The 25,735-nt window shown below is 55.2% G+C and carries 21 protein-coding genes and 1 riboswitch; of the genes, 6 read left to right on the top strand and 15 right to left on the bottom strand.

What is annotated here, in order from left to right:
* Positions 1-369: 369 nt before the first annotated feature.
* The gene (gene purH, locus RT657_RS19470; protein WP_313656401.1) at positions 370-1,959 is read left to right on the top strand and encodes a bifunctional phosphoribosylaminoimidazolecarboxamide formyltransferase/IMP cyclohydrolase; all 1,590 of its coding nucleotides are present in this window, start codon (positions 370-372) and stop codon (positions 1,957-1,959) included.
* 19 nt (positions 1,960-1,978) lie between these two features.
* On the top strand, positions 1,979-3,259 hold the full coding sequence (purD, locus tag RT657_RS19465; RefSeq protein WP_313656400.1) for a phosphoribosylamine--glycine ligase: 1,281 nt from the start codon (positions 1,979-1,981) through the stop codon (positions 3,257-3,259).
* A gap of 31 nt (positions 3,260-3,290) precedes the next feature.
* Here purD and RT657_RS19460 read toward each other — a convergent pair whose 3' ends face one another.
* The 6 genes from RT657_RS19460 to nudC form a co-directional block, all read right to left on the bottom strand.
* Positions 3,291-3,953, bottom strand: coding sequence for a DUF1481 domain-containing protein (locus tag RT657_RS19460; protein WP_313656399.1), 663 nt, complete (start codon positions 3,951-3,953; stop codon positions 3,291-3,293).
* 69 nt (positions 3,954-4,022) lie between these two features.
* Positions 4,023-4,295, bottom strand: coding sequence for a nucleoid-associated protein HU-alpha (gene hupA / locus RT657_RS19455; protein WP_003850136.1), 273 nt, complete (start codon positions 4,293-4,295; stop codon positions 4,023-4,025).
* A 188-nt stretch (positions 4,296-4,483) separates the two neighbouring features.
* Complete coding sequence (locus tag RT657_RS19450) at positions 4,484-5,074, bottom strand: YjaG family protein (protein ID WP_313656397.1); 591 nt, start codon at positions 5,072-5,074, stop codon at positions 4,484-4,486.
* A gap of 63 nt (positions 5,075-5,137) precedes the next feature.
* A complete protein-coding gene (gene nfi / locus RT657_RS19445; protein ID WP_313656396.1) occupies positions 5,138-5,806 on the bottom strand; it encodes a deoxyribonuclease V in 669 nt (222 codons plus the stop codon).
* A 2-nt stretch (positions 5,807-5,808) separates the two neighbouring features.
* The gene (hemE, locus tag RT657_RS19440) at positions 5,809-6,876 is read right to left on the bottom strand and encodes a uroporphyrinogen decarboxylase (RefSeq protein ID WP_313656395.1); all 1,068 of its coding nucleotides are present in this window, start codon (positions 6,874-6,876) and stop codon (positions 5,809-5,811) included.
* 40 nt (positions 6,877-6,916) lie between these two features.
* Positions 6,917-7,687, bottom strand: a complete 771-nt coding sequence (gene nudC / locus RT657_RS19435; protein ID WP_313656394.1) for an NAD(+) diphosphatase — start codon at positions 7,685-7,687, stop codon at positions 6,917-6,919.
* A gap of 89 nt (positions 7,688-7,776) precedes the next feature.
* On the opposite strand from nudC, the gene rsd reads away from it, so the two are divergent.
* The 3 genes from rsd (at position 7,777) to thiE (ending at position 11,183) form a co-directional block, all read left to right on the top strand.
* Positions 7,777-8,283, top strand: a complete 507-nt coding sequence (rsd, locus tag RT657_RS19430; protein WP_313656393.1) for a sigma D regulator — start codon at positions 7,777-7,779, stop codon at positions 8,281-8,283.
* A 151-nt stretch (positions 8,284-8,434) separates the two neighbouring features.
* Positions 8,435-8,535, top strand: a riboswitch (TPP riboswitch).
* 87 nt (positions 8,536-8,622) lie between these two features.
* On the top strand, positions 8,623-10,545 hold the full coding sequence (gene thiC, locus RT657_RS19425; RefSeq protein WP_313656392.1) for a phosphomethylpyrimidine synthase ThiC: 1,923 nt from the start codon (positions 8,623-8,625) through the stop codon (positions 10,543-10,545).
* Positions 10,546-10,547: 2 nt separating this feature from the next.
* Positions 10,548-11,183 (top strand): thiamine phosphate synthase, encoded by a 636-nt coding sequence (gene thiE / locus RT657_RS19420; protein WP_313656391.1) that lies wholly within the window; start codon positions 10,548-10,550, stop codon positions 11,181-11,183.
* A gap of 179 nt (positions 11,184-11,362) precedes the next feature.
* On the opposite strand, the gene RT657_RS19415 is transcribed toward thiE, so the two are convergent.
* Positions 11,363-12,820 carry a PLP-dependent aminotransferase family protein gene (locus tag RT657_RS19415; RefSeq protein ID WP_313656390.1) on the bottom strand — a complete coding sequence of 486 codons (1,458 nt, stop codon included), beginning with the start codon at positions 12,818-12,820 and terminating at the stop codon, positions 11,363-11,365.
* Positions 12,821-12,991: 171 nt separating this feature from the next.
* Between RT657_RS19415 and RT657_RS19410 the strand changes: the two genes are divergently transcribed.
* On the top strand, positions 12,992-13,174 hold the full coding sequence (locus tag RT657_RS19410) for a DUF1127 domain-containing protein (protein WP_313656389.1): 183 nt from the start codon (positions 12,992-12,994) through the stop codon (positions 13,172-13,174).
* 53 nt (positions 13,175-13,227) lie between these two features.
* Here RT657_RS19410 and rpoC read toward each other — a convergent pair whose 3' ends face one another.
* The 8 genes from rpoC to secE form a co-directional block, all read right to left on the bottom strand.
* Complete coding sequence (rpoC, locus tag RT657_RS19405; RefSeq protein WP_111141250.1) at positions 13,228-17,451, bottom strand: DNA-directed RNA polymerase subunit beta'; 4,224 nt, start codon at positions 17,449-17,451, stop codon at positions 13,228-13,230.
* A 129-nt stretch (positions 17,452-17,580) separates the two neighbouring features.
* The gene (rpoB, locus tag RT657_RS19400) at positions 17,581-21,609 is read right to left on the bottom strand and encodes a DNA-directed RNA polymerase subunit beta (RefSeq protein ID WP_313656388.1); all 4,029 of its coding nucleotides are present in this window, start codon (positions 21,607-21,609) and stop codon (positions 17,581-17,583) included.
* Between the two features lie 329 nt (positions 21,610-21,938).
* Positions 21,939-22,301, bottom strand: coding sequence for a 50S ribosomal protein L7/L12 (gene rplL / locus RT657_RS19395; RefSeq protein WP_009092660.1), 363 nt, complete (start codon positions 22,299-22,301; stop codon positions 21,939-21,941).
* 66 nt (positions 22,302-22,367) lie between these two features.
* Entirely contained in the window at positions 22,368-22,865 is a 498-nt protein-coding gene (rplJ, locus tag RT657_RS19390; protein ID WP_003848098.1) for a 50S ribosomal protein L10, read from the bottom strand.
* A gap of 364 nt (positions 22,866-23,229) precedes the next feature.
* The gene (rplA, locus tag RT657_RS19385) at positions 23,230-23,934 is read right to left on the bottom strand and encodes a 50S ribosomal protein L1 (protein WP_313656387.1); all 705 of its coding nucleotides are present in this window, start codon (positions 23,932-23,934) and stop codon (positions 23,230-23,232) included.
* Between the two features lie 3 nt (positions 23,935-23,937).
* The gene (gene rplK, locus RT657_RS19380) at positions 23,938-24,366 is read right to left on the bottom strand and encodes a 50S ribosomal protein L11 (protein ID WP_006121495.1); all 429 of its coding nucleotides are present in this window, start codon (positions 24,364-24,366) and stop codon (positions 23,938-23,940) included.
* Between the two features lie 148 nt (positions 24,367-24,514).
* Positions 24,515-25,060, bottom strand: a complete 546-nt coding sequence (gene nusG, locus RT657_RS19375) for a transcription termination/antitermination protein NusG (protein ID WP_003848088.1) — start codon at positions 25,058-25,060, stop codon at positions 24,515-24,517.
* Between the two features lies 1 nt (position 25,061).
* A complete protein-coding gene (secE, locus tag RT657_RS19370) occupies positions 25,062-25,445 on the bottom strand; it encodes a preprotein translocase subunit SecE (protein ID WP_111142233.1) in 384 nt (127 codons plus the stop codon).
* Positions 25,446-25,735: the final 290 nt, after the last annotated feature.

Raw genomic sequence — 25,735 nt, 5'->3', positions numbered from 1 at the left:
CAGTTTCCTGAACCTCTCAGCGCGTTTCCCGTTGCCGGTGTGCCGTGTTGATGGATGCGCATTATAGGGAGTTGTTCCGGCGGCGCAACCCATAAATTGCATAAAAAAGCGTGTTCGCTGCATTCCACAGCAAAAGCCGCTGTTATACGCAGTTACGCACAACGTTATCCACACCGCACAGGCACAACGAATTTAGACGAGCATCACGCAAACGTTTTCGCTACAATGCCGGGCATCGTTACGGATACCCCTTTTCGGGGCGTTACCTGAGGTTTTTGATCTTTTGCTTCTTATAGAGAAGAGAAAAGCATGCTAAAGCCTGATGTAACGCTCTTATATACGCGAAACAAAGCCAAGGGATAAACCACCATGCAACAACCTCGTCCTGTACGCCGCGCCTTGCTCAGTGTTTCTGATAAAGCCGGTATCCTCGAATTTGCTCAGGCGCTCTCCCGTCGCGGTGTCGAACTGCTCTCTACAGGTGGAACGGCTCGCCTGCTGGCGGAGGCGGATCTGGCTGTCACAGAAGTCTCTGACTACACCGGCTTCCCGGAAATGATGGATGGACGTGTCAAAACCCTGCACCCGAAAGTGCATGGCGGCATTTTAGGTCGTCGCGGCCAGGATGATGCCATCATGGCGCAACATGACATCAGCCCAATCGACATGGTGGTCGTTAACCTTTATCCCTTTGCACAGACGGTTGCCCGTGAAGGATGTTCACTGGAAGATGCCGTAGAGAATATCGATATCGGTGGCCCGACTATGGTGCGCTCGGCTGCCAAGAACCACAAGGATGTAGCTATTGTGGTCAGCAGTGGCGACTACGAGGCGATCATCGCTGAGATGGATGCCCACGAAAATGGCCTGACGCTTGAGACCCGTTTCGATCTGGCGATTAAGGCGTTTGAACATACCGCCTCTTACGACAGCATGATCGCTAACTACTTCGGCAGCCTGGTACCCGCCTATCATGGTGAACGTAATCAACCGGCCGGCCGCTTCCCCCGTACCCTGAATCTGAACTTCATCAAGAAGCAGGATATGCGCTACGGCGAAAACAGCCATCAGGATGCTGCCTTCTATATAGAAGAGAACATTGCTGAAGCTTCGGTAGCGACGGCGCAGCAGGTTCAGGGCAAGGCGCTCTCCTATAACAATATTGCTGACACCGACGCGGCGCTGGAGTGTGTGAAAGAGTTCAGCGAGCCTGCCTGCGTTATCGTCAAGCATGCCAACCCCTGCGGCGTGGCAACCGGTGACAACCTGCTGTCAGCCTATGACCGCGCTTACCAGACCGACCCGACCTCCGCATTCGGCGGTATCATCGCCTTTAACCGCGAGCTGGATGAAGCAACCGCGCAGGCGATTATCAGTCGTCAGTTCGTCGAGGTGATCATTGCGCCGGCCGCTTCCGATGCGGCGCTGAAAATTACCGCCGCCAAACAGAACGTTCGTGTTCTGATCTGCGGTCAGTGGCAGAATCGCACGGCGGCGCTGGATTTCAAACGCGTCAATGGCGGCCTGCTGGTTCAGGATCGCGACCTCGGCATGGTCGACGCCAGCCAGTTGCGCGTGGTCAGCAAGCGCCAGCCGTCAGAACAGGAACTGCGTGATGCGCTGTTCTGCTGGAAAGTTGCCAAGTTTGTGAAATCGAACGCCATTGTTTATGCACGCGATGGCATGACTATCGGAATTGGCGCCGGGCAGATGAGCCGCGTCTACTCGGCTAAGATTGCGGGTATCAAAGCGGGTGATGAAGGTCTGGAAGTCAAAGGCTCGGCGATGGCGTCGGATGCGTTCTTCCCCTTCCGCGACGGTATTGATGCAGCCGCCGCCGTCGGTGTGAGTTGTGTGATCCAGCCTGGCGGCTCTATCCGCGATGAAGAAGTGATTGCCGCCGCAGATGAGCATGGCATTGCCATGATCTTCACCGACATGCGCCACTTCCGCCATTAATCACTCCGGAGAGTAACAGATGAAAATTTTAGTAATCGGCAATGGCGGACGTGAACATGCGCTGGCCTGGAAAGCCGCGCAGTCGCCGCTGGCGGAGACCGTGTTCGTCGCGCCGGGTAACGCCGGCACGGCACTGGAGCCGGCGTTGCAGAATGTCGCCATCAGTGCCACTGATATCCCTGCCCTGCTTGAGTTTGCTCAGCGCGAGAAGATCGATCTGACGATTGTCGGGCCGGAAGCGCCGCTGGTGATTGGCGTGGTGGATGCCTTCCGTGAGGCCGGACTCAACATCTTTGGCCCGACCCAGGCCGCAGCACAGCTGGAAGGTTCGAAAGCCTTTACCAAGGATTTCCTGGCGCGCCATCAGATCCCCAGCGCCACTTACCAGAACTTTACCGAAGTCGAGCCGGCTCTGGCCTGGCTGCGCGAGAAAGGTGCGCCTATCGTCATCAAGGCCGACGGCCTGGCGGCGGGTAAAGGCGTGATTGTGGCGATGACACTGCAGGAAGCCGAAGAGGCAGTGCAGGATATGCTGGCCGGTAACGCCTTTGGCGATGCCGGACACCGCATCGTGATCGAGGAGTTCCTTGAAGGCGAAGAAGCCAGCTTTATCGTGATGGTCGATGGCGAGCATGTATTGCCGATGGCCACCAGCCAGGATCATAAACGCGTAGGCGACGGCGACACCGGACCGAATACCGGCGGAATGGGCGCTTACTCACCCGCTCCGGTTGTGACGGATGAGATCCACCAGCGCGTCATGGATCAGGTTATCTGGCCGACCGTACGTGGCATGGCCGCTGAAGGCAACGTCTACACCGGTTTTCTCTATGCCGGCCTGATGATCGATCACACCGGCCAGCCGAAAGTGATCGAATTCAACTGCCGCTTTGGCGATCCGGAAACACAGCCGATCATGCTGCGCCTGCAGTCGGATCTGGTCGATCTTTGCCTGGCCGCCTGCGAAGGGAAGCTGGATCAGAAAACGTCGGACTGGGATCCCCGTCCTGCGCTGGGCGTGGTGCTGGCAGCAGGCGGTTATCCGGGTGACTACGCACAGGGCGATCAGATTCACGGTCTGCCGCTGGAAGAGGTTACGGATGGCAAAGTCTTCCATGCCGGCACCCGTCTGGAAGAGGACCGGGTGCTGACGAACGGCGGTCGTGTGCTCTGCGTCACCGCGCTGGGTGAGGATGTGGCAGCCGCCCAACAGCGTGCCTATGAACTGACGAAGCCTATCTCCTGGCAGGGCAGTTTCTGCCGTCGCGATATCGGCTACCGCGCCATTAATCGCAAATAAGTTCAGGGGGCACCAGGTGCCCCCTTTCCCTTCACATATCCTCTTCTGTCGGCTGCTGTGAGCACGCATCCTGCTGGCTAATCCGCAACAGCTGGATACCTTCTGGCGCTTCAAGCCATGACACCATTAGCGGTGTCGGGGTATGACTCTGCTGCTGTATCACTCTCTGCAGCGCATCAGCGTCAAACGCCGGTCTGACCCGCTGGCCTTCACAACGCATCACTATCCCGTTTCCCTGCCAGTGTCCCTGCCTGAGGAACACACGGCCGCTCAGCAGCGCATCGCTGAGATTACGCATCCGCTGCGCATCAAACTTATAGAGCTCAACCGCATCGGGGCTGACCGCTTCACGGCGTCCTGCAAGCTGACGCTGCATAAAGGTAAGGCCACCAGCCTGGTCAAAGCGCAGGGTCACATCGTCAGGTGCACTCCCCTTTACCTGACGCTGAATGCTGGTCAGGGCATCTTCCAGCCAGATATAGTCCGTGACCTCGCCCTCGCCGCCGCTGAACGGCGTATAGAGAGTGCGGATATGCACCGACTGATGATCGTTATTTTTACGCCAGATACGCACGACGCCGCGATCGGCAAGATAGCCGCTGGCAGAAAAGGGAGGAATATCCGGGGTGGAGCTACAGCCAAAAAGAAACAGGGAGAGAGAAAGAACAGATAAACGCTGAAACAGCGGGGTCATGATGGCAGGCCTCTTAAACAAAAGGGGCGAAACGCCCCCTGTTTTAAAGCTTAACCGCAGTGCGACGTCTTACTTAACGGCGTCTTTCAGCGCTTTACCAGACACGAATGCCGGTACGTTTGCTGCAGCGATTTTGATTTCTTTGCCAGTCTGCGGGTTACGACCGGTACGCTCAGCGCGGTGGTTCACTTTAAAAGTACCAAAACCAACCAGTTGTACAGCATCACCATCTTTCAGAGACTCAGTGATCGCAGCCAGAGTTGATTCCAGCGCTGCCTTAGCCTGGGTTTTAGACAGGTCAGCTTTTTCTGCGATCACATCAATCAGTTGAGTCTTGTTCATAAGTTATCCTTAAAGTGTATTTATCGCTTGCTAAGCAACGAGTGCGAGGGAAAAGCCATATTCTGGCACTCTTCTGCCTGCACGCACCGATAGCCACAATTTTCAGCCCCCCAAATGTAGACCAGAGAGGGGGCCGATGTGAAGCCTCCAGGCGCGCTAATTCGGGCCTGAAGTCACGTTTTATCGCCTTACTGCTGGAAATTTATACCGATGTTGCTAATTCCCGCTTCACGCAGGTCAGATCGCAGACCCTTAATCAATTCCAGGTCGCGCTCTTCACACTCCGCCAGCAGGCGGAAAATCTCCCACTGGAGGTCCCACTCATCAATGACAGCCGGGTTTTCACGCAGCTCTTCGTCGGTCATTTCGCGTCCAGCCTGGGTCATTTCCAGCATGGCCACTGTGGTAATGGAGGTCCTGCTGACTTCAATAGCATGCTCAAGCGTTTCCCCGCTCAGCTGCGCATGAATGACTTCACTCAATGCTACGCAGGCATCGATAGCCGGATAGACACCATAAACCTCAAACGCATCACCATCAGGAATGGCGGCTTCGAGTTTTTCCAGCTGGCTGTCGAAGTTAATCTTCGCATCTTTGACCGTCAGGCTTTCCCAAATCAGATCAAGAATACGACGATAGAGTGCCGGTTCGGCAAACTCAGTCTGCTCGCAGAACGCATGATAGTTGGGATACATGCGTTCGCACAGGCAGGCCATAAAAGTCAGGTGCTGCCAGCTTTGCAGCTTCGCCAGACGCAGATGAACGGGGTTTTGTAACATAAAGATGGCTCTTGTTCGTTTCGCTGGCCGCAGTGTAACTGCAAAAGCGCAGCACAAACAGTGTTAAAGCGCGTTTTGCCAGCGCTGGAAAGCGGTTCGGTTAGAGGCGACCGCATCCGCCCAGCGTGTCGGTTCCGGCAGACGGTAACCGCGCGTACAGTTTTCGACCCACTGCAGCGCGGTATCCAGGCTGACCCGGTGACCGGTGGCGACAAACAGCGGATTGCAGCGTTGCTTGCTGCGCCAGACCCAGCCTATCTGTTCGCCTTTGTCGATCAGCGGCTGACGACTGCCAGGCTCCGCGTCCAGCTCCTCAAAACGGCCACACAGACGGCGCTTGGCTACGCCAATCGTCGGCACATCCACCAGCAGGCCAAAATGTGACGCCACGCCGAGTCGTCTGGGATGGGAGATACCGTGCCCATCCACAAACAGCAGGTCCGGCTTCTGCTCCAGCATCTGCCATGCCGCCATCAGCGCCGGATACTCCCGAAATGAGAGGAAGCCCGGAATATAGGGCATGGTGGTCTCAATGCGGGCGATACGATGTTCCACCAGCTTCAGCGAGGGGTATTCCAGCACGACCATTGCCGCCCGCGTGATCGTGCCCTCCTGCTCGAATCCTACGTCCGCTCCGCCAATAAAGCGGGGCGGCAGCACGTCGAAGTCATCCTCACGCACCACATCAGCGGCGCGTTGAAGCTGTTCAGCGCGAAGTGCGGCAATATCCATGATTACTCCTGATGCCAGGGACGTGACAGACGGTGTACCGCCTCCACAAAGACGCCGGCATTTTCTGGCGGGACATCCTGATGAATACCGTGTCCCAGATTAAAGACATGGCCGGTGCCCGCGCCAAAGCGCTCAAGGATACCCGCCACTTCCTGTTCAATGCGCTCAGGGGCGGCATAGAGCATAGAGGGATCCATGTTGCCCTGCAGCGCCACTTTGTCGCCCACGCGACGGCGCGCATCATCAATATCAGTGGTCCAGTCGAGACCCAGCGCGTCACAGCCGGTAGCAGCCATCGCTTCCAGCCATTGCCCGCCCCCTTTGGTGAACAGCGTCACCGGCACACGGCGGCCATCGTTTTCACGCAGCAGGCCATCGACAATTTTGTGCATGTAGTGGAGTGAGAACTCCCGGTAGTCGCGACCAGTCAGCACACCGCCCCAGGTGTCAAATACCATGACGGACTGCGCACCGGCGCGGATCTGTGCGTTGAGATAGAGGATGACGCTGTCGGCCAGCTTGTCCAGCATCGCGTGCAGCGTGGCGGGCTCGGCATACATCATCTTCTTGATGCGGGTAAAGGCCTTGCTGCTGCCGCCTTCCACCATATAGGTTGCCAGCGTCCAGGGACTGCCCGAGAAGCCAATCAGCGGCAGTTCGCCGTTAAGATTTTTACGGATAGTGCGAACGGCATTCATCACATAACCCAGCTCCATTTCCGGATCGGGCACCGGTAAACGTTCGACGTCCGCGCGGCAGGTCACAGGGTTAGAGAAACGCGGACCTTCACCCGCTTCAAAATAGAGTCCCAGTCCCATCGCATCCGGAATAGTCAGGATGTCACTGAAGAGGATGGCGGCATCCAGCGGATAACGGCGCAGCGGCTGCAGAGTGACTTCACAGGCCAGCTCGGCGTTTTTACACAGCGACATAAAATCACCCGCCTGGGCGCGCGTCGCTTTGTACTCCGGCAAATAGCGCCCGGCTTGTCGCATCATCCAGACCGGCGTGACATCGACCGGCTGACGTAACAGGGCACGCAAATAACGATCGTTCTTCAGTTCACTCATCTCAACACTCTCTCAATAACAGGCGTGTAGTGTAGCACTTTCACGCTTCTGCGCGGCACAGGGCGACGGTATCTTCAATCAGGCGGCGCGCCACGGTGCCCGGCGGAGGCAGCAGCGGCAGATCGTCAAACCGGAACCAGGCCGCATCCAGCAGCTCTTTGCCGTCATGCTGCAGATCGCCACTCTCATATTCCGCCACAAACGCGGTCATCAGTGATTGCGGGAAGGGCCATGGCTGGGAGGTAACATAACGAACGTTTTTGATACGGATATTGCTCTCTTCCATGACCTCACGGGCGACGGCCTGCTCCAGCGTTTCGCCGACTTCGACAAAGCCTGCCAGTACGGTATAAACCTTGTTGCGATGCCGGGCATGATTCGCCAGCAGAATGTCATCACCGCGACGAATGGCCACAATGATGCAGGGCGCGATCTGCGGATAGTAGCGCTCGCGGCAGTGGCTGCACAGACAGGCAAACTCCTGCTTGCTGTGATGCATTTCATGCCCGCAGTAGCCGCACCAGCGATGAGAGCGGTAGAACTCTGCCAGCTGCACGCCACGCCCGGCCAGCTGAAACAGTTCCACATCCTGATCGATCAGCTGCCGCACCGAAAACATATCCGTTGAGCGCGGCTCACAAATCAGCCAGACTTTTTCACCCTGCCACTCGCCGATTGTCCGGGCTTTACTGCCCGTTAAACCAAACTTTTCGGCGTTTCCGTGGGGTAAATCACCTTGTGGCAACCAAAGTTTCTGTTCATGGCTGACAATCCACCATCCAGCGTCTACGCTTGAGATTTCGCATTGCATTTATTTCGTCATCCTTAGCGTCAATTCGCACGCTGAAGCCCTGATGTTAAGTGTGTAGCTAAACAACTATAACTCACATGGAGTCAGATATGCTTAACCAGTTAGAAGTCCTGGCTGAACGCGTAGGTGGCAGTAATGAACTGGTCGACTCATGGCTTGAAGCGCGTCGGCAGCTGCTGGTGACCTATTATCACCTCGTCGGTCTTAAACCCAATAAAGAGGCGCTGACGCGTCTGGATGAGCAGGCGCTGGACAACTTCTGTCACGGTCTGGTCGATTACCTCTCTGCAGGTCACTTCAGCATCTATGAGCGCGTCATTAATGAAATGAGTGGTGACAGCCCGATGATTGCTGCCGCGCAGATCTACCCGCCACTGGAAGCGAATACTGAACGTCTGATGCAGCTGTATGATGGTCACCTGCAGCAGGCGATTGATGATGAGAACTGCATGACCTTCCAGCAGGCGCTGTCAGAAGTGGGCGAAGTGCTGGAGGCACGCTTTACGCTGGAAGATAAGCTGATTCAGCTTGCGTGGGATAATCAGCTGGCCAAACCGCCGGTTGCCAACGACAGCCAGATCGCCCGCCCGGCATAAGGCCGATTCACATCAGGGGTATTGAGATTATCCGGTAGCCCTTTTATGCTGAACAGGTTCTGAGGCAGAGACGCCAAAGAACCTTTTTTATTTGTACGTTGAAATATTACGTTTTTATCGCTGAGGCCGCGCTAAGCGCCCGCGTAAAAACCGCTTCTTGTCGGAGTGCCCAGTCGGGCTGAGACCGTTAATTCGGGATCCGCGGAACCTGATCAGGTTAGAACCTGCGAAGGGAACAAGAGTAATCAGTCGCTGCCAGCCAGCCGTTGTACGCTGTCTGTACGCTTACTCCTTCCGAACTCCGGACAAGCATCATTTCCCTTTAACAGGAAGATTGCTATGTCTGACCCTAAAATGATCCGTCGTGAACAACGTGCCCAGGCGCAGGAGTTTATCCATTCCCTGCGGGGTGGCACTGCTTTTCCCCGCTCCCGTCGCATCTGGATAACCGGCAGCCGGGATGATATTCGCGTTCCGATGCGGGAAATCGCGCTGACGCCAACCCATACCGGCGGCAGCAAAGAAGCGCCACGTTATGAGCAGAATGAAGCTGTGCCGGTTTATGACACAGCGGGTGCCTATGGCGATCCTACCGCAGAGATCGACGTGCATCGTGGTCTGGCGAAGCTGCGTGCTGGCTGGATTGCTGAACGTGACGACAGTGAGCCACTGAGTCAGAACAGCTCCGGCTATACCCAGCAGCGACTGGCTGATGAGGGGCTGGACCACCTGCGCTTCGACCAGCTGCCGACCCCACGACGAGCCCGGGCAGGCCGTCGCGTCACGCAACTGCATTACGCCCGCCAGGGAATCGTTACCCCGGAGATGGAGTTCATCGCCCTGCGGGAAAATATGGGCCGGGATCGCATCCGCGGCGAGGTGCTGCTGCAACAGCATCCGGGCCACAGTTTTGGCGCACATCTGCCCGCCGCCATAACGCCTGAGTTCGTGCGTCAGGAGGTGGCGGCCGGTCGCGCCATTATCCCGGCCAATATCAACCACCCTGAATCGGAACCGATGATCATCGGCCGCAACTTTCTGGTTAAGGTCAACGCGAACATCGGCAATTCTGCGGTGACCTCTTCCATTGAGGAGGAAGTGGAGAAGCTGGTCTGGTCCACGCGCTGGGGAGCCGATACGGTCATGGATCTCTCCACCGGCCGCTATATCCATGAAACGCGCGAATGGATCCTGCGCAACAGCCCGGTGCCCATCGGCACCGTTCCGATTTATCAGGCGCTGGAAAAAGTGAATGGTGTGGCTGAGTCGCTGAACTGGGCGATCTTCCGGGACACGCTGCTTGAACAGGCGGAACAGGGGGTGGATTACTTCACCATCCATGCGGGCGTTTTGCTGCGCTATGTGCCGATGACGGCAAAGCGGCTGACCGGCATCGTGTCACGCGGCGGATCGATCATGGCGAAATGGTGTCTGTCGCACCATCAGGAGAACTTCCTCTATCAGCATTTCCGGGAAATCTGTGAAATCTGCGCCGCTTACGATGTTTCCCTGTCACTGGGCGATGGGTTACGTCCGGGTTCAATTCAGGATGCCAACGATGAGGCGCAGTTTGCCGAGCTGCGCACCCTGGGTGAACTGACCCGCATCGCCTGGGAATATGACGTTCAGGTGATGATTGAAGGGCCGGGCCATGTGCCGATGCATATGATCCGCCGCAACATGACCGAACAGCTCGACCTGTGCGATGAGGCGCCCTTCTACACCCTTGGCCCGCTGACCACTGATATTGCGCCCGGCTACGATCATTTCACCTCCGGCATCGGCGCCGCCATGATTGGCTGGTTTGGCTGCGCCATGCTCTGTTACGTCACCCCCAAAGAGCATCTGGGCCTGCCGAACAAGGAGGATGTGAAGCAGGGATTGATCACCTACAAAATCGCGGCCCATGCCGCCGATCTGGCGAAAGGCCATCCGGGCGCGCAGATCCGCGACAACGCAATGTCTAAAGCGCGTTTTGAATTCCGCTGGGAGGACCAGTTCAATCTGGCTCTCGATCCCCACACCGCCCGGGCGATGCATGATGAAACCCTGCCGCAGGAGTCGGGCAAGGTGGCGCACTTCTGCTCGATGTGTGGCCCGAAATTCTGCTCGATGAAAATTTCCCAGGAGGTGCGCGCGTTCGCTGCCCGCCAGGATACGCGCGCCGAGCCTGTCGACGTGGGCATGGCCCGGATGTCAGATCGTTTTCGTCGCCACGGCGCTGAACTTTATCACCCTGCCGACACCCTGAAGGAGGATTAACGATGCCTGCATTTCCTGCTACCGCCCCACGCCTGGGGCTTTATCCGGTGGTTGACAGCCCCGACTGGATCGCACGTCTGCTGGAGGCGGGCGTCCGCACGATCCAGCTGCGCATAAAAGATCAGCCTGATGCGATCGCTGAGCCGGCCATTGCGCAGGCGATTGCGCTGGGTAAGCGCTACGATGCGCGCCTGTTTATCAACGATTACTGGGCGCTGGCGATAAAACATCAGGCCTATGGCGTCCATCTGGGCCAGGAGGATCTGGATGTCGCCGATCTTGACCGCATTCAACAGGCGGGCTTACGGCTGGGGATCTCGACCCATGATGATGCGGAACTGGATCGCGCCCTGGCGATCCAGCCCTCTTACATCGCGCTGGGCCATATCTTCCCGACACAGACCAAAGCGATGCCGTCTGCGCCGCAGGGCATTGCGCAGCTGAAACAGCATCTGGCCCGCCTGCCCGGCATCCCGGCCGTGGCGATTGGCGGGATCTCAATAGCCCGTGCGCCCGAAGTGCTGGCTACCGGCGTGGGCAGCATTGCGGTGGTGAGCGCGATTACCCAGGCGGAGGACTGGCGTGCCGCCACTGCGACGCTGCTGGCGCTGACCGAAGGCAATGGCCAGGGATGCTGAGATCTGTCCCGCAGCGCCACGGCAAAACCGGTAAAACCGGTATGCTCTGCGGAAAGCCTGCCGCAGAAGAGAAGGCTGCCGCTGGCGCGCGGTGGTGCGGGACGTTAACGTGGATGCCGTCAGGTTAAGGTTATCTGACCAGGGCCGGTCCCCTCCTCTTGCCGGCCCTGCTTCTCTGTTCACGATGTCAGCGCGGAGGCAGGGCCTGGCGTCTCATGCTGGCAGGCGATCATCGCGCGTTCAACGGCTGCCCCTACCTGCGCCAGTGCCTGTTCAGTCTGTTCGGTAACGGGCAGGCCATAGTTGAGACGCAGGCAGTTACGGTATTTACCTGACGCGGAAAACAGTGAACCTACGGCGATCTGTATTTTCGATTCGCGCAGTTCACGGTTGAGCCGGACTGCATCGAAGGCTTCCGGAAGCTCAATCCACATCAGAAAGCCGCCCTGAGGACGCGAAACGCAGATGCCGCAGGGAAAATAGTGTCTTACCCAGCAGCTAAAGCGTTCATAGTTGCGCTGATAGAGCTGCCGCATCCGCCGCAGATGAGGCTGATAATGTCCCTGACGGATAAATTCGGACACCGCATGCTGAGGCTGCGTGGCGGTGGAACCGGTGACGATATATTTCATGTGCAGCACGCGATCGCGATAGCGGCCGGGTACTACCCAGCCAACCCGCAGACCCGGCGCCAGCGTTTTTGAAAAGGAGCTGCAGAGCAGAACCCGCCCATCCAGATCGAACGCTTTAATGGCGGGTGGTCGCGGATATTCCCAGGCTAACTCACCATACACATCATCTTCGATAATTGCGGCATCGAACCGCTGCGCCAGTGCCAGCAACGCCCGCTTACGCGATTCCGGCATAATAAAACCCAGCGGATTATTACAGTTCGGCACAACCACAACGGCCTTGATCGGCCACTGATCGAAAGCCAGTTCCAGCGCCTCCAGACTGATGCCGGTCGCCGCATCGGTCGGGATCTCAATGGCGCGGATGCCAAAGCCACGCAGCGTCTGCATGATGCCGTGAAATGAAGGTGACTCAACGGCAATGATGTCACCTGGCTCGCAGACTGCCCGGACGGCGACAGATAGCGCCTCGTGACAGCCGGTGGTGACCACAATGTCCTCCGCCGTAAGCTGGCAGCCGCTATCGATTGCCAGTCGTGCAATCTGCTGCCGCAGTGCAAGCACGCCATAGAGATTGTCATAGTTGAGCAGCGCGGCTTCCTGCTTCTGCGCCTGGCGACTGAACGCTTTCCAGAGCGGCTTAAGCGTCGGCTGTGTCAGATCGGGCATCCCGCTGCCCAGTTGCAGAACATCCTCTTCCAGACGACCGTTAATCAACTCCAGCACCGCATCCCACTGCGTGACCTCGACCGGCCGCTGCACGGGGCGCGTCAGCGCCGGGATCGGTGGTGCCGCTTTGCAGGAAGCCACAAAGTAACCGGAGCGTGACTGCGGTGTGATCATCTGCTTCTCTTCCAGCAGATGATAAGCCTGCTGCACGGTACTGATACTGACGCCATGTTCAGCACTGAGGGTACGCACCGAAGGCAGGCGTTCACCACTACGGTATAAGCCCTGTTCAATGCGCTGAGCCAGCAGCGAAGCCAGATGTTCATAACGGGTCATTGTATTTACTCCGGCTCAGAGCGTGAGCGGTAACCAGTACAGTTGAGTGCCGTTTTTACCATTCAGATCGTGTTTACCGCAATCTGTATGTTAAAAAAAGGTGATTTTTGAATCTGTATCATACAGACCGCGTTGCGGAAAATAGCCTCTCACATCACTGAGGGCACTATCATGGGATACGATGAGAATCGCGCAGCTAAACCGTTTGCCGGCACGCCTTACCACCTGGTGCGTTATCTGTGGCGCTGCTTTAAGCGCTGGCAGCTGCGGCGGGAGACTTCTGTCATTCTGTCGAAGCTGAGTGACCAGCAGCTCAGAGATATTGGCATCCGCCGTAATGAGTGGAAACCCTGAAAAAAGATAAAAAAAACCCTGCCGAAGCAGGGTTTTTATCAGGCAAAGGACGATTAATCGTCTTTGTTGCCGCCGAGACCGGCGTTCAGCAGTTCAGCCAGGCTGGCTGAGGCTTCATCCGCAGTCACCTGCGGTACAACCGGCACTTCGCCTGCCGCTTTGCGACGCATACGATCCTGGTGGTACGCATAACCGGTACCGGCCGGGATCAGACGACCCACGATCACGTTCTCTTTCAGGCCGCGCAGTTCGTCGCGCTTGCCCGCTACTGCGGCTTCGGTCAGGACACGAGTCGTTTCCTGGAACGATGCGGCAGAGATGAACGATTCGGTAGCCAGTGACGCTTTGGTAATACCCAGCAGATCACGCACGTAGGTTGCGCCCACTTTTCCGTTCGCTTCCAGATCACGGTTAGAGATCTTGATGCGAGAGTACTCAGCCTGCTCACCTTCCAGGAAGTCTGCACCGCCTGCGCTCACGATGGTTGCTTTACGCAGCATCTGACGAACGATGACTTCGATGTGCTTATCGTTAATCTTAACGCCCTGCAGGCGGTAAACTTCCTGCACTTCGTTAGTGATGTAACGGGTCACCGCATGCACACCGCGCAGACGCAGGATGTCATGTGGAGACTCTGGGCCATCGGAAACCACGTCACCGCGCTCAACACGTTCACCTTCGAACACGTTCAGCTGACGCCATTTCGGAATCATCTCTTCGTATGGCTCGCTTCCATCCAGCGGTGTAATTACCAGACGGCGTTTACCTTTGGTCTCTTTACCGAAGGAGATGATGCCGCTGATCTCCGCCAGGATAGCTGGCTCTTTCGGACGACGCGCTTCGAACAAATCAGCAACGCGTGGCAGACCACCGGTAATATCTTTGGTACCGCCAGATTCCTGCGGCACACGCGCCAGGGTGTCACCGGCGCTGATTTTCACGCCATCTTCCAGCTGCACAATCGCTTTACCTGGCAGGAAGTACTGAGCCGGCATGTCGGTGCCCGGGATCAGAACGTCGTTGCCGCTGGCATCAACAATTTTCAGCGCAGGACGCAGATCTTTACCGCCTGACGTACGCTCAGCACTGTCCAGCACCACCAGCGAAGAAAGACCGGTTAAGTCATCTGTCTGACGCGTAATGGTCTGGCCATCAATCATGTCCGTGAAGCGAATGAAACCGCCCACTTCGGTGATAACTGGCATGGTATGCGGATCCCAGTTTGCGACGGTCTCGCCCGCGGCAACCTGCTCACCATCACCTTTCGCCATGGTAGAACCGTAAGGAACTTTATAGCTCTCTTTGGTACGACCAAATTCATCGATCATTTTCAGTTCGACGTTACGCGAGGTGATCACCAGCTTACCGGCCGAGTTCGTTACCGACTTGGCGTTGGTCAGCTTGATGGTACCTTTGTTCTTCACCTGAATGCTGGATTCAGCAGCCGCACGTGATGCCGCACCACCGATGTGGAACGTACGCATCGTCAGCTGTGTACCCGGCTCACCGATGGACTGTGCCGCGATAACACCGATTGCTTCGCCTTTGTTGATGATGTGACCACGTGCCAGGTCGCGACCGTAGCAGTGCGCACACACACCAAAGTCAGTTTCACAACCAACAACAGAGCGGACTTTCAGGCTGTCGACAGAGTTCAGTTCCAGCACGTCACACCAGTGCTCATCGAGCAGGGTATTGCGCGGAACCAGAATGTCAGCAGTGCCTGGCTTCAGAACGTCTTCAGCCGTTACACGACCCAGTACACGTTCACGCAGCGGCTCTTTCACGTCGCCACCTTCGATGACCGGGGTCATCATGATGCCTTCGTGCGTACCACAGTCATCTTCAGTCACAACCAGGTCCTGCGCCACGTCAACCAGACGACGGGTCAGATAACCGGAGTTCGCGGTTTTCAGTGCGGTATCCGCAAGACCTTTACGCGCACCGTGGGTTGAGATGAAGTACTGGAGTACGTTCAGCCCTTCACGGAAGTTCGCCGTGATCGGTGTTTCAATGATCGAGCCATCCGGCTTCGCCATCAGACCACGCATACCGGCCAGCTGACGAATCTGTGCAGCAGAACCACGCGCACCGGAGTCGGCCATCATAAAGATGCTGTTAAAGGAAACCTGTTTCTCTTCTTCGCCGTCACGGTTAATCACGGTTTCGGTTGAGAGGTTTTCCATCATCGCCTTGGCAACACGTTCGTTAGCTGCGGCCCAGATATCGATGACTTTGTTGTAACGTTCGCCAGCGGTAACCAGACCAGACTGGAACTGCTCCTGGATTTCAGCCACTTCCGCTTCCGCTTCGGTGATGATTTCCACTTTCTTCTCTGGAATGACCATGTCGTCGATGCCGACTGACGCGCCTGAACGGGCAGCGTAGGCGAAACCGGTGTACATGGTCTGGTCAGCGAAGATAACGGTCGGCTTCAGCCCCAGAATGCGGTAACAGGTGTTCAGCATTTTGGAGATCGCTTTTTTACCCAGCGCCTGGTTAACGATGGAGTAAGGCAGACCTTTTGGCACGATCATCCACAGGATGGCGCGACCAATTGTCGTGTCGATCAGACTGGTTTTTGCGACCCACTCATCCTGCTCATTTTTCTCGTGTTCGGTGATACGCACCTTCACGCGAGCATGCAGAGACGCGAGGCCAGCGCGATAAATACGCTCAGCTTCTTTCGGGCCAGTCAGTACCATGCCTTCGCCTTTGGCGTTAACACAGTCACGGGTCATATAGTACAGACCCAGTACAACGTCCTGAGAAGGAACGATGATTGGCTCGCCGTTCGCAGGTGACAGGATGTTGTTGGTCGACATCATCAGCGCACGCGCTTCCAGCTGGGCTTCCAGCGTCAGCGGTACGTGGACAGCCATCTGGTCACCATCGAAGTCGGCGTTATAAGCCGCACAAACCAGTGGGTGAAGCTGGATCGCTTTACCTTCGATCAGAACCGGTTCAAACGCCTGAATACCCAGACGGTGCAGCGTAGGCGCACGGTTCAGCAGAACCGGGTGCTCACGGATCACTTCGTCGAGGATATCCCAGACAACCGCTTCTTCGCGCTCAACCATTTTCTTCGCGGCTTTGATGGTGGTGGCCAGGCCACGCAGTTCCAGCTTGCCGTAAATGAACGGTTTAAACAGTTCGAGTGCCATTTTCTTCGGCAGACCGCACTGATGCAGACGCAGGTATGGACCAACGGTGATAACCGAACGACCAGAGTAGTCGACACGTTTACCCAGCAGGTTCTGACGGAAACGACCCTGCTTACCTTTGATCATGTCTGCCAGCGATTTCAGCGGACGCTTGTTGGAACCGGTGATCGCGCGACCGCGACGGCCGTTATCCAGCAGGGCATCTACCGCTTCCTGCAGCATACGCTTTTCGTTGCGCACGATGATGTCTGGCGCAGCCAGATCCAGCAGGCGCTTCAGACGGTTGTTACGGTTGATCACGCGACGATAGAGATCGTTCAGATCCGACGTTGCAAAACGGCCACCATCCAGCGGCACCAGCGGACGCAGATCCGGTGGCAGAACAGGCAGCACGGTCAGGATCATCCACTCTGGCTTGTTACCAGACTGTACGAACGCTTCCAGCAGCTTGATACGCTTGGTCAGTTTTTTACGTTTGGTTTCAGAGTTAGTTTCGTTCAGCTCTTCACGCAGCTGATCGCACTCCTGCTCCAGATCCATGTTTTTCAACAGGGCCTGGATCGCTTCGGCGCCCATTTTAGCGTCGAACTCGTCACCGAACTCTTCCAGTGCGTCAAGGTACTGCTCTTCGGTCAGGATCTGACGCTTCTCGAGGTTGGTCATGCCACCCTCGATAACTACGTAAGATTCAAAGTAGAGCACGCGCTCGATGTCACGCAGCGGCATATCCAGCAGTAAGCCGATACGCGATGGCAGTGACTTCAGGAACCAGATGTGCGCGGTCGGCGACGCCAGTTCGATGTGGCCCATACGCTCACGGCGTACTTTAGTCTGGGTCACTTCAACGCCGCACTTCTCACAAATCACACCACGGTGTTTCAGGCGCTTGTACTTACCGCACAGGCACTCATAGTCTTTGACCGGCCCGAAGATACGGGCACAGAACAGACCATCGCGCTCTGGCTTGAAAGTACGGTAGTTAATGGTTTCTGGCTTTTTCACTTCACCAAAAGACCAGGAACGGATCATGTCTGGCGAAGCCAGCGCAATTTTGATCGCATCAAACTCTTCGGTCTTAGTTTGCGCTTTCAGAAACTTAAGTAAGTCTTTCACGGATTAGCTCCCGTCGGAGTGAGACTCAGGGGGCGTCCAACCGAAATTGAACGCCCCGTAACCAGTACAATTGCGAGCGCTTTAAACCCGGCGCTTTCAGGCAACGGCGAACCGCTGCCTGAAATGGGGTTACTCGTCTTCCAGCTCGATGTTGATACCCAGCGAGCGAATCTCTTTCAACAGTACGTTGAAGGATTCCGGCATGCCCGGCTCCATCTGATGGTTGCCGTCAACGATGTTTTTATACATCTTGGTACGGCCGTTGACGTCATCAGACTTAACGGTAAGCATTTCCTGCAGGGTATACGCGGCACCGTAAGCTTCCAGTGCCCATACTTCCATCTCACCAAAGCGCTGACCACCGAACTGCGCCTTACCACCCAGCGGCTGCTGAGTAACCAGGCTGTAGGAACCGGTAGAACGTGCATGCATCTTGTCATCAACCAGGTGGTTCAGTTTCAGCATGTACATGTAGCCAACGGTAACCTGACGTTCGAACTGCTCACCGGTACGGCCGTCAAACAGGGTAATCTGACCGGAAGAAGGCAGGCCGCCGAGCTGTAACAGCTCTTTGATCTCGCTCTCTTTCGCGCCATCAAACACCGGCGTGGCGATTGGCATACCTTTCTTCAGATTCTCAGCCAGACGCAGAACTTCGTCATCGGAGAAGGTGTTCAGGTCAACTCTCTGACGCAGATCGGTACCCAGGTCATAGGCGCGCTGGATGAATTCGCGCAGTTTCGCGACTTCTTCCTGCTTCTTCAGCATGGCGTTGATCTTCTCGCCGATGCCTTTCGCCGCCATACCCAGGTGAGTTTCCAGAATCTGACCGATGTTCATACGCGATGGTACGCCCAGCGGGTTCAGAACGATGTCAACCGGGGTGCCGTTTTCATCGTAAGGCATATCTTCGATCGGGTTGATCTTGGAGATAACACCTTTGTTACCGTGACGACCCGCCATCTTATCACCCGGCTGAATCTGACGCTTAACGGCCAGATAAACCTTAACGATTTTCAGCACGCCTGGTGCCAGATCATCGCCCTGGGTGATCTTACGACGCTTACCTTCGAGCTTCTTCTCAAACTCGTGCTTCAGTTCGTCGTACTGCTCGGCCAGCTGTTCCAGCTGGTTTTGCTTGGCTTCGTCGTTCAGACCCAGTTCCAGCCAGCGCTCGCGCGGCAGCTTGTCCAGTTTGTCTGCTTCAACGCCACCGGAGATCAGGACGTTCTGAATACGGCTGAACAGGCCCGCTTCCAGAATCTGCAGCTCTTCAGACAGGTCTTTCTTCGCCTGCTTCAGCTGCATCTCTTCGATTTCCAGCGCACGTTTGTCTTTTTCCACGCCATCGCGGGTAAAGACCTGAACGTCGATCACGGTGCCTGACACGCCATTCGGTACGCGCAGTGACGAATCTTTCACGTCAGAGGCTTTTTCACCGAAGATCGCGCGCAGCAGTTTCTCTTCTGGCGTCAGCTGGGTTTCACCTTTCGGCGTTACCTTACCAACCAGAATGTCACCACCGGTCACTTCAGCACCGATATAGACGATGCCTGACTCATCCAGTTTAGAGAGTGCAGCTTCACCCACGTTCGGGATATCAGCAGTGATCTCTTCCGGCCCCAGTTTGGTGTCACGCGACACGCAAGCCAGTTCCTGAATGTGGATGGTGGTAAAGCGATCTTCCTGTACCACGCGCTCGGAGACCAGGATGGAGTCTTCGAAGTTGTAACCGTTCCACGGCATGAACGCGACGCGCATGTTCTGACCCAGCGCCAGTTCACCCAGATCGGTGGACGGGCCATCAGCCAGCACATCGCCACGCTCAACCGGCTCACCCAGAGAGACACATGGCATCTGGTTGATACAGGTGTTCTGGTTAGAACGGGTGTATTTAGTCAGGTTGTAGATGTCGATACCGGCTTCGCCAGCATACATTTCATCTTCATTCACTTTGATAACGATACGTGATGCGTCGACGTACTGTACGGTACCACCACGTTTAGCCACGGCGGTCACACCGGAGTCAACGGCAACAGCACGTTCCATACCGGTACCAACCAGCGGCTTATCAGCACGCAGAGTCGGAACGGCCTGACGTTGCATGTTCGCACCCATCAAAGCACGGTTGGCGTCATCGTGTTCCAGGAACGGGATCAGGGATGCACCGACAGAAACCACCTGCTGGGTGGAAACGTCCATGTAGTCAACCTGATCGCGGCTGAACAGGCTCGATTCGCCTTTGCTACGGCAGGTGACCAGGTCATCCACAAACGCGCCGTTGTCATCAAGAGGGGCGTTCGCCTGAGCGATAACGTAGTTACCCTCTTCGATAGCAGAGAGGTAGTGAATCTCGTCAGAAACCAGACCATCGATCACACGGCGATATGGGGTTTCAAGGAAACCGTACTCATTGGTCTGCGCATAGACAGACAAGGAGTTGATCAGACCGATGTTCGGACCTTCAGGGGTCTCGATTGGGCAGACACGACCGTAGTGTGTTGGGTGTACGTCACGGACTTCGAAGCCAGCGCGCTCACGCGTCAGACCACCCGGGCCGAGAGCAGAGATACGACGTTTGTGCGTAATCTCAGACAGCGGGTTGTTCTGATCCATGAACTGAGACAGCTGGCTTGAACCAAAGAACTCTTTGACCGCGGCCGAAATTGGCTTGGCGTTGATCATGTCCTGTGGCATCAGGGTGTCCAGATCGCCCAGTGACAGACGCTCTTTAACCGCACGCTCAACACGTACCAGACCCACACGGAACTGGTTCTCCGCCATTTCGCCAACTGAACGAATACGACGGTTGCCGAGGTGGTCGATATCGTCCACTTCGCCTTTACCGTTACGGATGTCGATCAGCTTCTTCATCACGTCGATGATGTCTTCTTTGCTCAGGATGCCTGAACCTTCGATTTCATCACGCAGTAATGAGCGGTTGAATTTCATACGGCCGACAGCAGACAGGTCGTAACGATCTTCAGAGAAGAAGAGGTTTTCGAACAGATTCTCTGCAGCTTCGCGCGTTGGCGGCTCACCAGGACGCATCATGCGGTAGATCTCAACCAGGGCGCTCAGGCGATCGCTGGTTGGGTCGACACGCAGGGTCTCAGACATATATGGACCGTGGTCCAGGTCGTTGGTGAACAGCGTTTCGATGCGCTTGTGACCGGACTGGCTCAGTTTAGCCAGCAGATCCAGCGACAGCTCCATGTTCGCTGCAACAATCAGCTCACCGGTGCTCTCATCGATGTAATCTTTAGCGACCACTTTGCCCGCGATATATTCAACCGGGACTTCGATGTGCTGAATGCCATCTTTTTCCAGCTGACGGATATGGCGCGCAGTGATGCGGCGACCTTTTTCGACGTAGACGGTGCCGTTCGCTTCGATATCGAAGGTGGCGGTTTCACCGCGCAGGCGCTCTGGCACCAGCTCCATCTGCAGTTTGTTGTCACGGATTTCAAAGACCACTTTCTCAAAGAAGAGATCAAGGATCTGAGGTGTCGTGAACTGTAACGCACGCAGAATGATAGTGGCCGGCAGCTTACGACGACGGTCAATACGGACAAACAGGTTATCTTTCGGGTCAAACTCAAAGTCGAGCCATGAACCGCGGTAAGGGATGATACGTGCGTTATAAAGCACTTTACCCGAAGAGTGGGTTTTACCCTTATCGCTATCAAAGAACACGCCAGGACTACGGTGCAGCTGAGAAACGATAACGCGCTCGGTACCATTGATGACAAAGGTACCGTTGTCGGTCATGAGCGGAATTTCGCCCATGTAGACTTCTTGTTCTTTAATATCTTTTACGGTGCCTTCTGGCGCTTCGCGCTCATAGATCACCAGACGCAGTTTCACGCGCAGCGGTGCCGAATAGGTCACGCCACGGATCTGACACTCTTTCACGTCAAAGACAGGTTCGCCCAGGCGATAGCTGACATACTGCAACTCAGAGTTGCCGCTGTAGCTCGCAATAGGGAATACAGAGCGGAAGGCAGCTTCCAGCCCGTACTGACCTTCTGGATCTTGCTCGATAAACTTCTGGAACGAGTCGAGCTGGATGGAAAGGAGATAAGGTATGTCCAGTACTTGTGGACGTTTACCAAAATCCTTACGAATACGTTTTTTCTCGGTATAGGAGTAAACCATAGGGTTCCTCAGCTAGCTGACAAGTCGACCCACGCTGTCCGTCCTGACAGGACAGTTCATGCAACACGATTTTGTTTGATTCACTGGCTGCGGGGCAGCAGTGCAATACCTCTTTCTATCACGCTTAAATCATTTCATCGCTTTTGCGAAGGCAGGGAACCCGCACAGGAAAGCGGTATATTAAGTCGTCGATAGAGAAAGATATTGAAGAGTAGCAATGGACAAACAGTGTGAAACCCCATTGAAACCCTGTAGCGCAAAAAGGCTGGTGACCAAAAAGTCACCAGCCATCAGTCTGAAACTACTCAGACTGCAACCCGAAGGTTGTCTTACTTAACTTCAACTTCAGCGCCAGCTTCTTTCAGAGCAGCTTCAAGTGCAGCTGCGTCATCTTTGCTGATGCCTTCTTTGATCACGCCAGTTGCTTCAACCAGATCTTTGGCTTCTTTCAGGCCCAGACCAGTTGCAGTACGTACGGCTTTGATAACTGCTACTTTGTTCGCGCCAACAGCTTTCAGTACGACGTCGAATTCAGTTTTTTCTTCAACAGCTTCAGCCGGGCCCGCAGCAACAGCTACAGCAGCAGCAGCAGAAACGCCGAATTTTTCTTCCATAGCAGAAACCAGCTCAACTACTTCCATTACGGACATAGCTGCAACAGCTTCCAGAATTTGGTCTTTAGTGATAGACATAACAATTGTTCCTAAGAATCAGAAAAAGTTTATACGTTAGCAAACACGAAGAAAAAGAGTCTGGCCTTAAGCCGCTTCTTTTGCGTCGCGTACAGCAGCCAGAGTGCGGACCAGTTTGCCAGCAGCGGCTTCTTTCATGGTCGACATCAGACGTGCCAGTGCTTCTTCGTAGGTCGGCAGCGTTGCCAGACGGTCAATATTGGCCGCCGTGATCAGCTCACCTTCAAAGGCTGCAGCTTTGACCTCAAATTTTGCATTCGCTTTCGCGAAATCTTTGAACAGACGAGCAGCAGCGCCCGGGTGTTCCATAGAATATGCAATCAGGGTCGGACCAACAAACGTGTCTTTCAGGCACTCGAACTGAGTACCTTCAACGACGCGGCGCAGCAGGGTGTTACGAACAACACGCATGTAAACGCCAGCTTCACGACCTGCTTTACGCAGTTCGGTCATTTTATCAACGGTAACGCCACGGGAATCCGCAACAACCGCTGAAAGCGCACCTTTGGCTACTTCGCTGACTTCAGCAACAATCGCTTGTTTGTCTTGAAGATTTAATGCCATTAGCTTTTGCTCCTGGATTTGACCGGGAAAGGATTTCCCCGGAACTCACTTCACTTAGATCACCCGAAGGGAAATAAGCGCTCGAACACGGTGAGCAGAATCCAGCTAAGAAAAAATTCTTTTGGTTCTGTCACCGTCTACGCAGGATATTAAGCCGTTTATCCGGAGATAAGCTGCTCCTGCGGTCTTGGACGGAGGCCAGGATAAGGCCTGGCTCCAACCTAAATTCTGTGTGACGCAGCAGAGTCAAAGGGAAAAGCGATAACGCCCCGTTCCATTCCGGCTCTCTGGTGTCCTGTTCTGCTAATAACAGAACAACGGGCGTAAGATTCTAGGTGAATTTTTCGCCCGTTTCAAGCAGCAATTAGTTTGCTGTTGCGTTCAGACCAGCATGGTCAATGGCAACGCCAGCGCCCATGGTGGTTGAAAGGCTGACTTTCTTGATGTACACGCCTTTCGCCTGAGATGGTTTCGCTTTTTTCAGCGCAATCAGCAGAGATTCCAGGTTTTCTTTCAGTTTGTCAGCGTCAAAGTCCACTTTACCGATGGTAGTGTGGATGATGCCGTTTTTGTCGTTACGATAACGAACCTGACCTGCTTTAGCGTTCTTAACTGCTTCAGCAACGTTAGGGGTTACAGTACCAACTTTCGGGTTTGGCATCAGGCCACGTGGACCCAGAATCTGGCCCAGCTGGCCAACAACGCGCATTGCATCCGGAGAAGCAATAACAACGTCAAAATTCATTTCGCCTTTCTTGATCTGCTCAGCCAGGTCTTCCATACCAACCAGCTCAGCGCCTGCTGCTTTAGCAGCTTCAGCGTTAGCACCCTGGGTGAAGACAGCAACACGTACTGAACGACCAGTACCGTGTGGCAGAACGGTCGCGCCGCGTACGTTCTGATCAGATTTACGTGCATCGATGCCGAGGTTGACAGCAACGTCAACGCTTTCAACGAACTTGGCAGTAGCCAGTTCTTTCAGCAGAGCAACAGCTTCAGCAATGTCATACTGCTTGGTCGCGTCAACTTTGTCGCGAATTACGGTCATGCGCTTGGTCAGCTTAGCCATTTCTTAGTCCTCTACTACCAGGCCCATGGAACGAGCAGTACCTTCGATTGAACGAGTCATCGCTTCAACGTCAGAACCAGTCATGTCCGCAGCTTTGGTTTCTGCGATTTCACGTACCTGAGCACGAGTCACTTTACCGACTTTATCTTTGTTCGGCTTACCAGAACCAGACTTGATGCCCGCTGCTTTTTTCAGCAGTACGGCAGCCGGAGGCGTTTTGGTAATGAACGTGAAAGAGCGGTCGCTGTATACGGTGATAACAACAGGAGTCGGCAGACCTTTTTCCAGAGATTCGGTCTTCGCGTTGAACGCTTTACAGAATTCCATGATGTTAACACCCTGCTGACCCAGAGCTGGACCAACCGGTGGACTTGGGTTCGCCATACCAGCTGCAACCTGCAGCTTGACATAGGCTTGGACTTTCTTAGCCATGATATTTCCTCAATTGGGTTATAGCGCCTGTTAAAGGCTCCCCGTGATAACGATTTACACGCTGTTGCCAGCGCATAAAAACAAAAGGCGCGAAATTGTAGTTAAATTTCGCGCCTGCTGCAATAGCTAATTTGTGAGCAGAAAAAGGTTAACCTTTCTCCACCTGACCGAAGTCGAGTTCGACCGGCGTTGCACGTCCGAAGATAGAAACGGAAACCGTCAGGCGGCTCTTCTCGTAATCCACATCTTCAACGACACCGTTAAAGTCAGCAAAGGGACCATCGTTAACGCGAACCATTTCACCTGGCTCAAACAGCGTTTTCGGACGGGGCTTGTCACCGACCTGCTGCAGACGATTCATGATCGCATCGACTTCTTTGTCGCTGATCGGTGCCGGACGGTCAGACGTTCCGCCGATGAAACCCATCACGCGCGGGACACTGCGCACCAGGTGCCAGCTGGCGTCATTCATCACCATCTGAACCAGTACATATCCCGGGAAAAACTTGCGCTCGCTCTTACGACGCTGGCCACCACGAATCTCAACGACTTCTTCAGTCGGAACCATGACGTCGCCAAACAGCTCTTCCATGTTGTGCAATTTGATATGCTCGCGCAGCGATTGGGCTACGCGGCCTTCAAAACCGGAAAACGCCTGTACGACGTACCAGCGTTTCTTTGGAGCTTCAGACATCTCAGAACCTCAGGCCAGTGATAAACGATACCAGACGGACCAGAATACCATCCAGCCCCCACAAAATCAGTGACATCACGGCAGTCACCGCGGCAACGATTAACGTGGTGTGCAGCGTTTCCTGGCGGGTTGGCCAGATAACCTTACGCATTTCTGTTCTTGCTTCACGAGCAAAAGCCACGGTCGCTTTGCCTTTGGTCGTTAAAAGCGCAATGCCGCCAGCCGCTGCGATCAGTACAACTACGGCTAACGCGCGCAGTGGCAGTGACACATCACGATAGAGGTAGTTACCTACAATCGCCGCAAGCAGCAGTACCACGACTGCTACCCACTTTACCGCTTCCAGGCCACGCCCGCTCCCTTGAGCTTCGGTATTCGCACTCATAAACCAACCTGCCACAATAATTCAGAAACTATTCTGCCCCGCAGTGCGAGGCGTCCAAACCGAATGAGCTTTTGAGGCGTAACTCGGTATCTAACGCCGCATGACAGAGCCTGTCTCAGCAATGATTATGATCGAAAAAATCACTGATGAGCCAGGTTCTATGAAACAGCGTGCAAAAAGGGCATCAAATGATGCCCTTTCCGTGTGCATTGCGTCAAACGTTATCGGTAATTATGCGATAACTTTAGCAACAACACCCGCGCCAACGGTACGGCCACCTTCGCGGATTG

It is taken from the genome of Pantoea sp. (genome assembly GCF_032114055.1).
Taxonomy (GTDB): Bacteria; Pseudomonadota; Gammaproteobacteria; order Enterobacterales; family Enterobacteriaceae; genus Pantoea.
Note: the sequence above shows the minus strand (reverse complement) of the source record. Positions and strands in the feature narration are given on the sequence as shown.

What these genes read in the sequence shown, in the direction of transcription:
- purH (WP_313656401.1), top strand. Translation starts at nt 370, where the DNA reads ATGCAACAACCTCGTCCTGTACGCCGCGCCTTGCTCAGTGTTTCTGAT.
- purD (WP_313656400.1), top strand. Translation starts at nt 1,979, where the DNA reads ATGAAAATTTTAGTAATCGGCAATGGCGGACGTGAACATGCGCTGGCC.
- RT657_RS19460 (WP_313656399.1), bottom strand. Translation starts at nt 3,953, where the DNA reads ATGACCCCGCTGTTTCAGCGTTTATCTGTTCTTTCTCTCTCCCTGTTT.
- hupA (WP_003850136.1), bottom strand. Translation starts at nt 4,295, where the DNA reads ATGAACAAGACTCAACTGATTGATGTGATCGCAGAAAAAGCTGACCTG.
- RT657_RS19450 (WP_313656397.1), bottom strand. Translation starts at nt 5,074, where the DNA reads ATGTTACAAAACCCCGTTCATCTGCGTCTGGCGAAGCTGCAAAGCTGG.
- nfi (WP_313656396.1), bottom strand. Translation starts at nt 5,806, where the DNA reads ATGGATATTGCCGCACTTCGCGCTGAACAGCTTCAACGCGCCGCTGAT.
- hemE (WP_313656395.1), bottom strand. Translation starts at nt 6,876, where the DNA reads ATGAGTGAACTGAAGAACGATCGTTATTTGCGTGCCCTGTTACGTCAG.
- nudC (WP_313656394.1), bottom strand. Translation starts at nt 7,687, where the DNA reads ATGCAATGCGAAATCTCAAGCGTAGACGCTGGATGGTGGATTGTCAGC.
- rsd (WP_313656393.1), top strand. Translation starts at nt 7,777, where the DNA reads ATGCTTAACCAGTTAGAAGTCCTGGCTGAACGCGTAGGTGGCAGTAAT.
- thiC (WP_313656392.1), top strand. Translation starts at nt 8,623, where the DNA reads ATGTCTGACCCTAAAATGATCCGTCGTGAACAACGTGCCCAGGCGCAG.
- thiE (WP_313656391.1), top strand. Translation starts at nt 10,548, where the DNA reads ATGCCTGCATTTCCTGCTACCGCCCCACGCCTGGGGCTTTATCCGGTG.
- RT657_RS19415 (WP_313656390.1), bottom strand. Translation starts at nt 12,820, where the DNA reads ATGACCCGTTATGAACATCTGGCTTCGCTGCTGGCTCAGCGCATTGAA.
- RT657_RS19410 (WP_313656389.1), top strand. Translation starts at nt 12,992, where the DNA reads ATGGGATACGATGAGAATCGCGCAGCTAAACCGTTTGCCGGCACGCCT.
- rpoB (WP_313656388.1), bottom strand. Translation starts at nt 21,609, where the DNA reads ATGGTTTACTCCTATACCGAGAAAAAACGTATTCGTAAGGATTTTGGT.
- rplL (WP_009092660.1), bottom strand. Translation starts at nt 22,301, where the DNA reads ATGTCTATCACTAAAGACCAAATTCTGGAAGCTGTTGCAGCTATGTCC.
- rplJ (WP_003848098.1), bottom strand. Translation starts at nt 22,865, where the DNA reads ATGGCATTAAATCTTCAAGACAAACAAGCGATTGTTGCTGAAGTCAGC.
- rplA (WP_313656387.1), bottom strand. Translation starts at nt 23,934, where the DNA reads ATGGCTAAGCTGACCAAGCGCATGACCGTAATTCGCGACAAAGTTGAC.
- rplK (WP_006121495.1), bottom strand. Translation starts at nt 24,366, where the DNA reads ATGGCTAAGAAAGTCCAAGCCTATGTCAAGCTGCAGGTTGCAGCTGGT.
- nusG (WP_003848088.1), bottom strand. Translation starts at nt 25,060, where the DNA reads ATGTCTGAAGCTCCAAAGAAACGCTGGTACGTCGTACAGGCGTTTTCC.
- secE (WP_111142233.1), bottom strand. Translation starts at nt 25,445, where the DNA reads ATGAGTGCGAATACCGAAGCTCAAGGGAGCGGGCGTGGCCTGGAAGCG.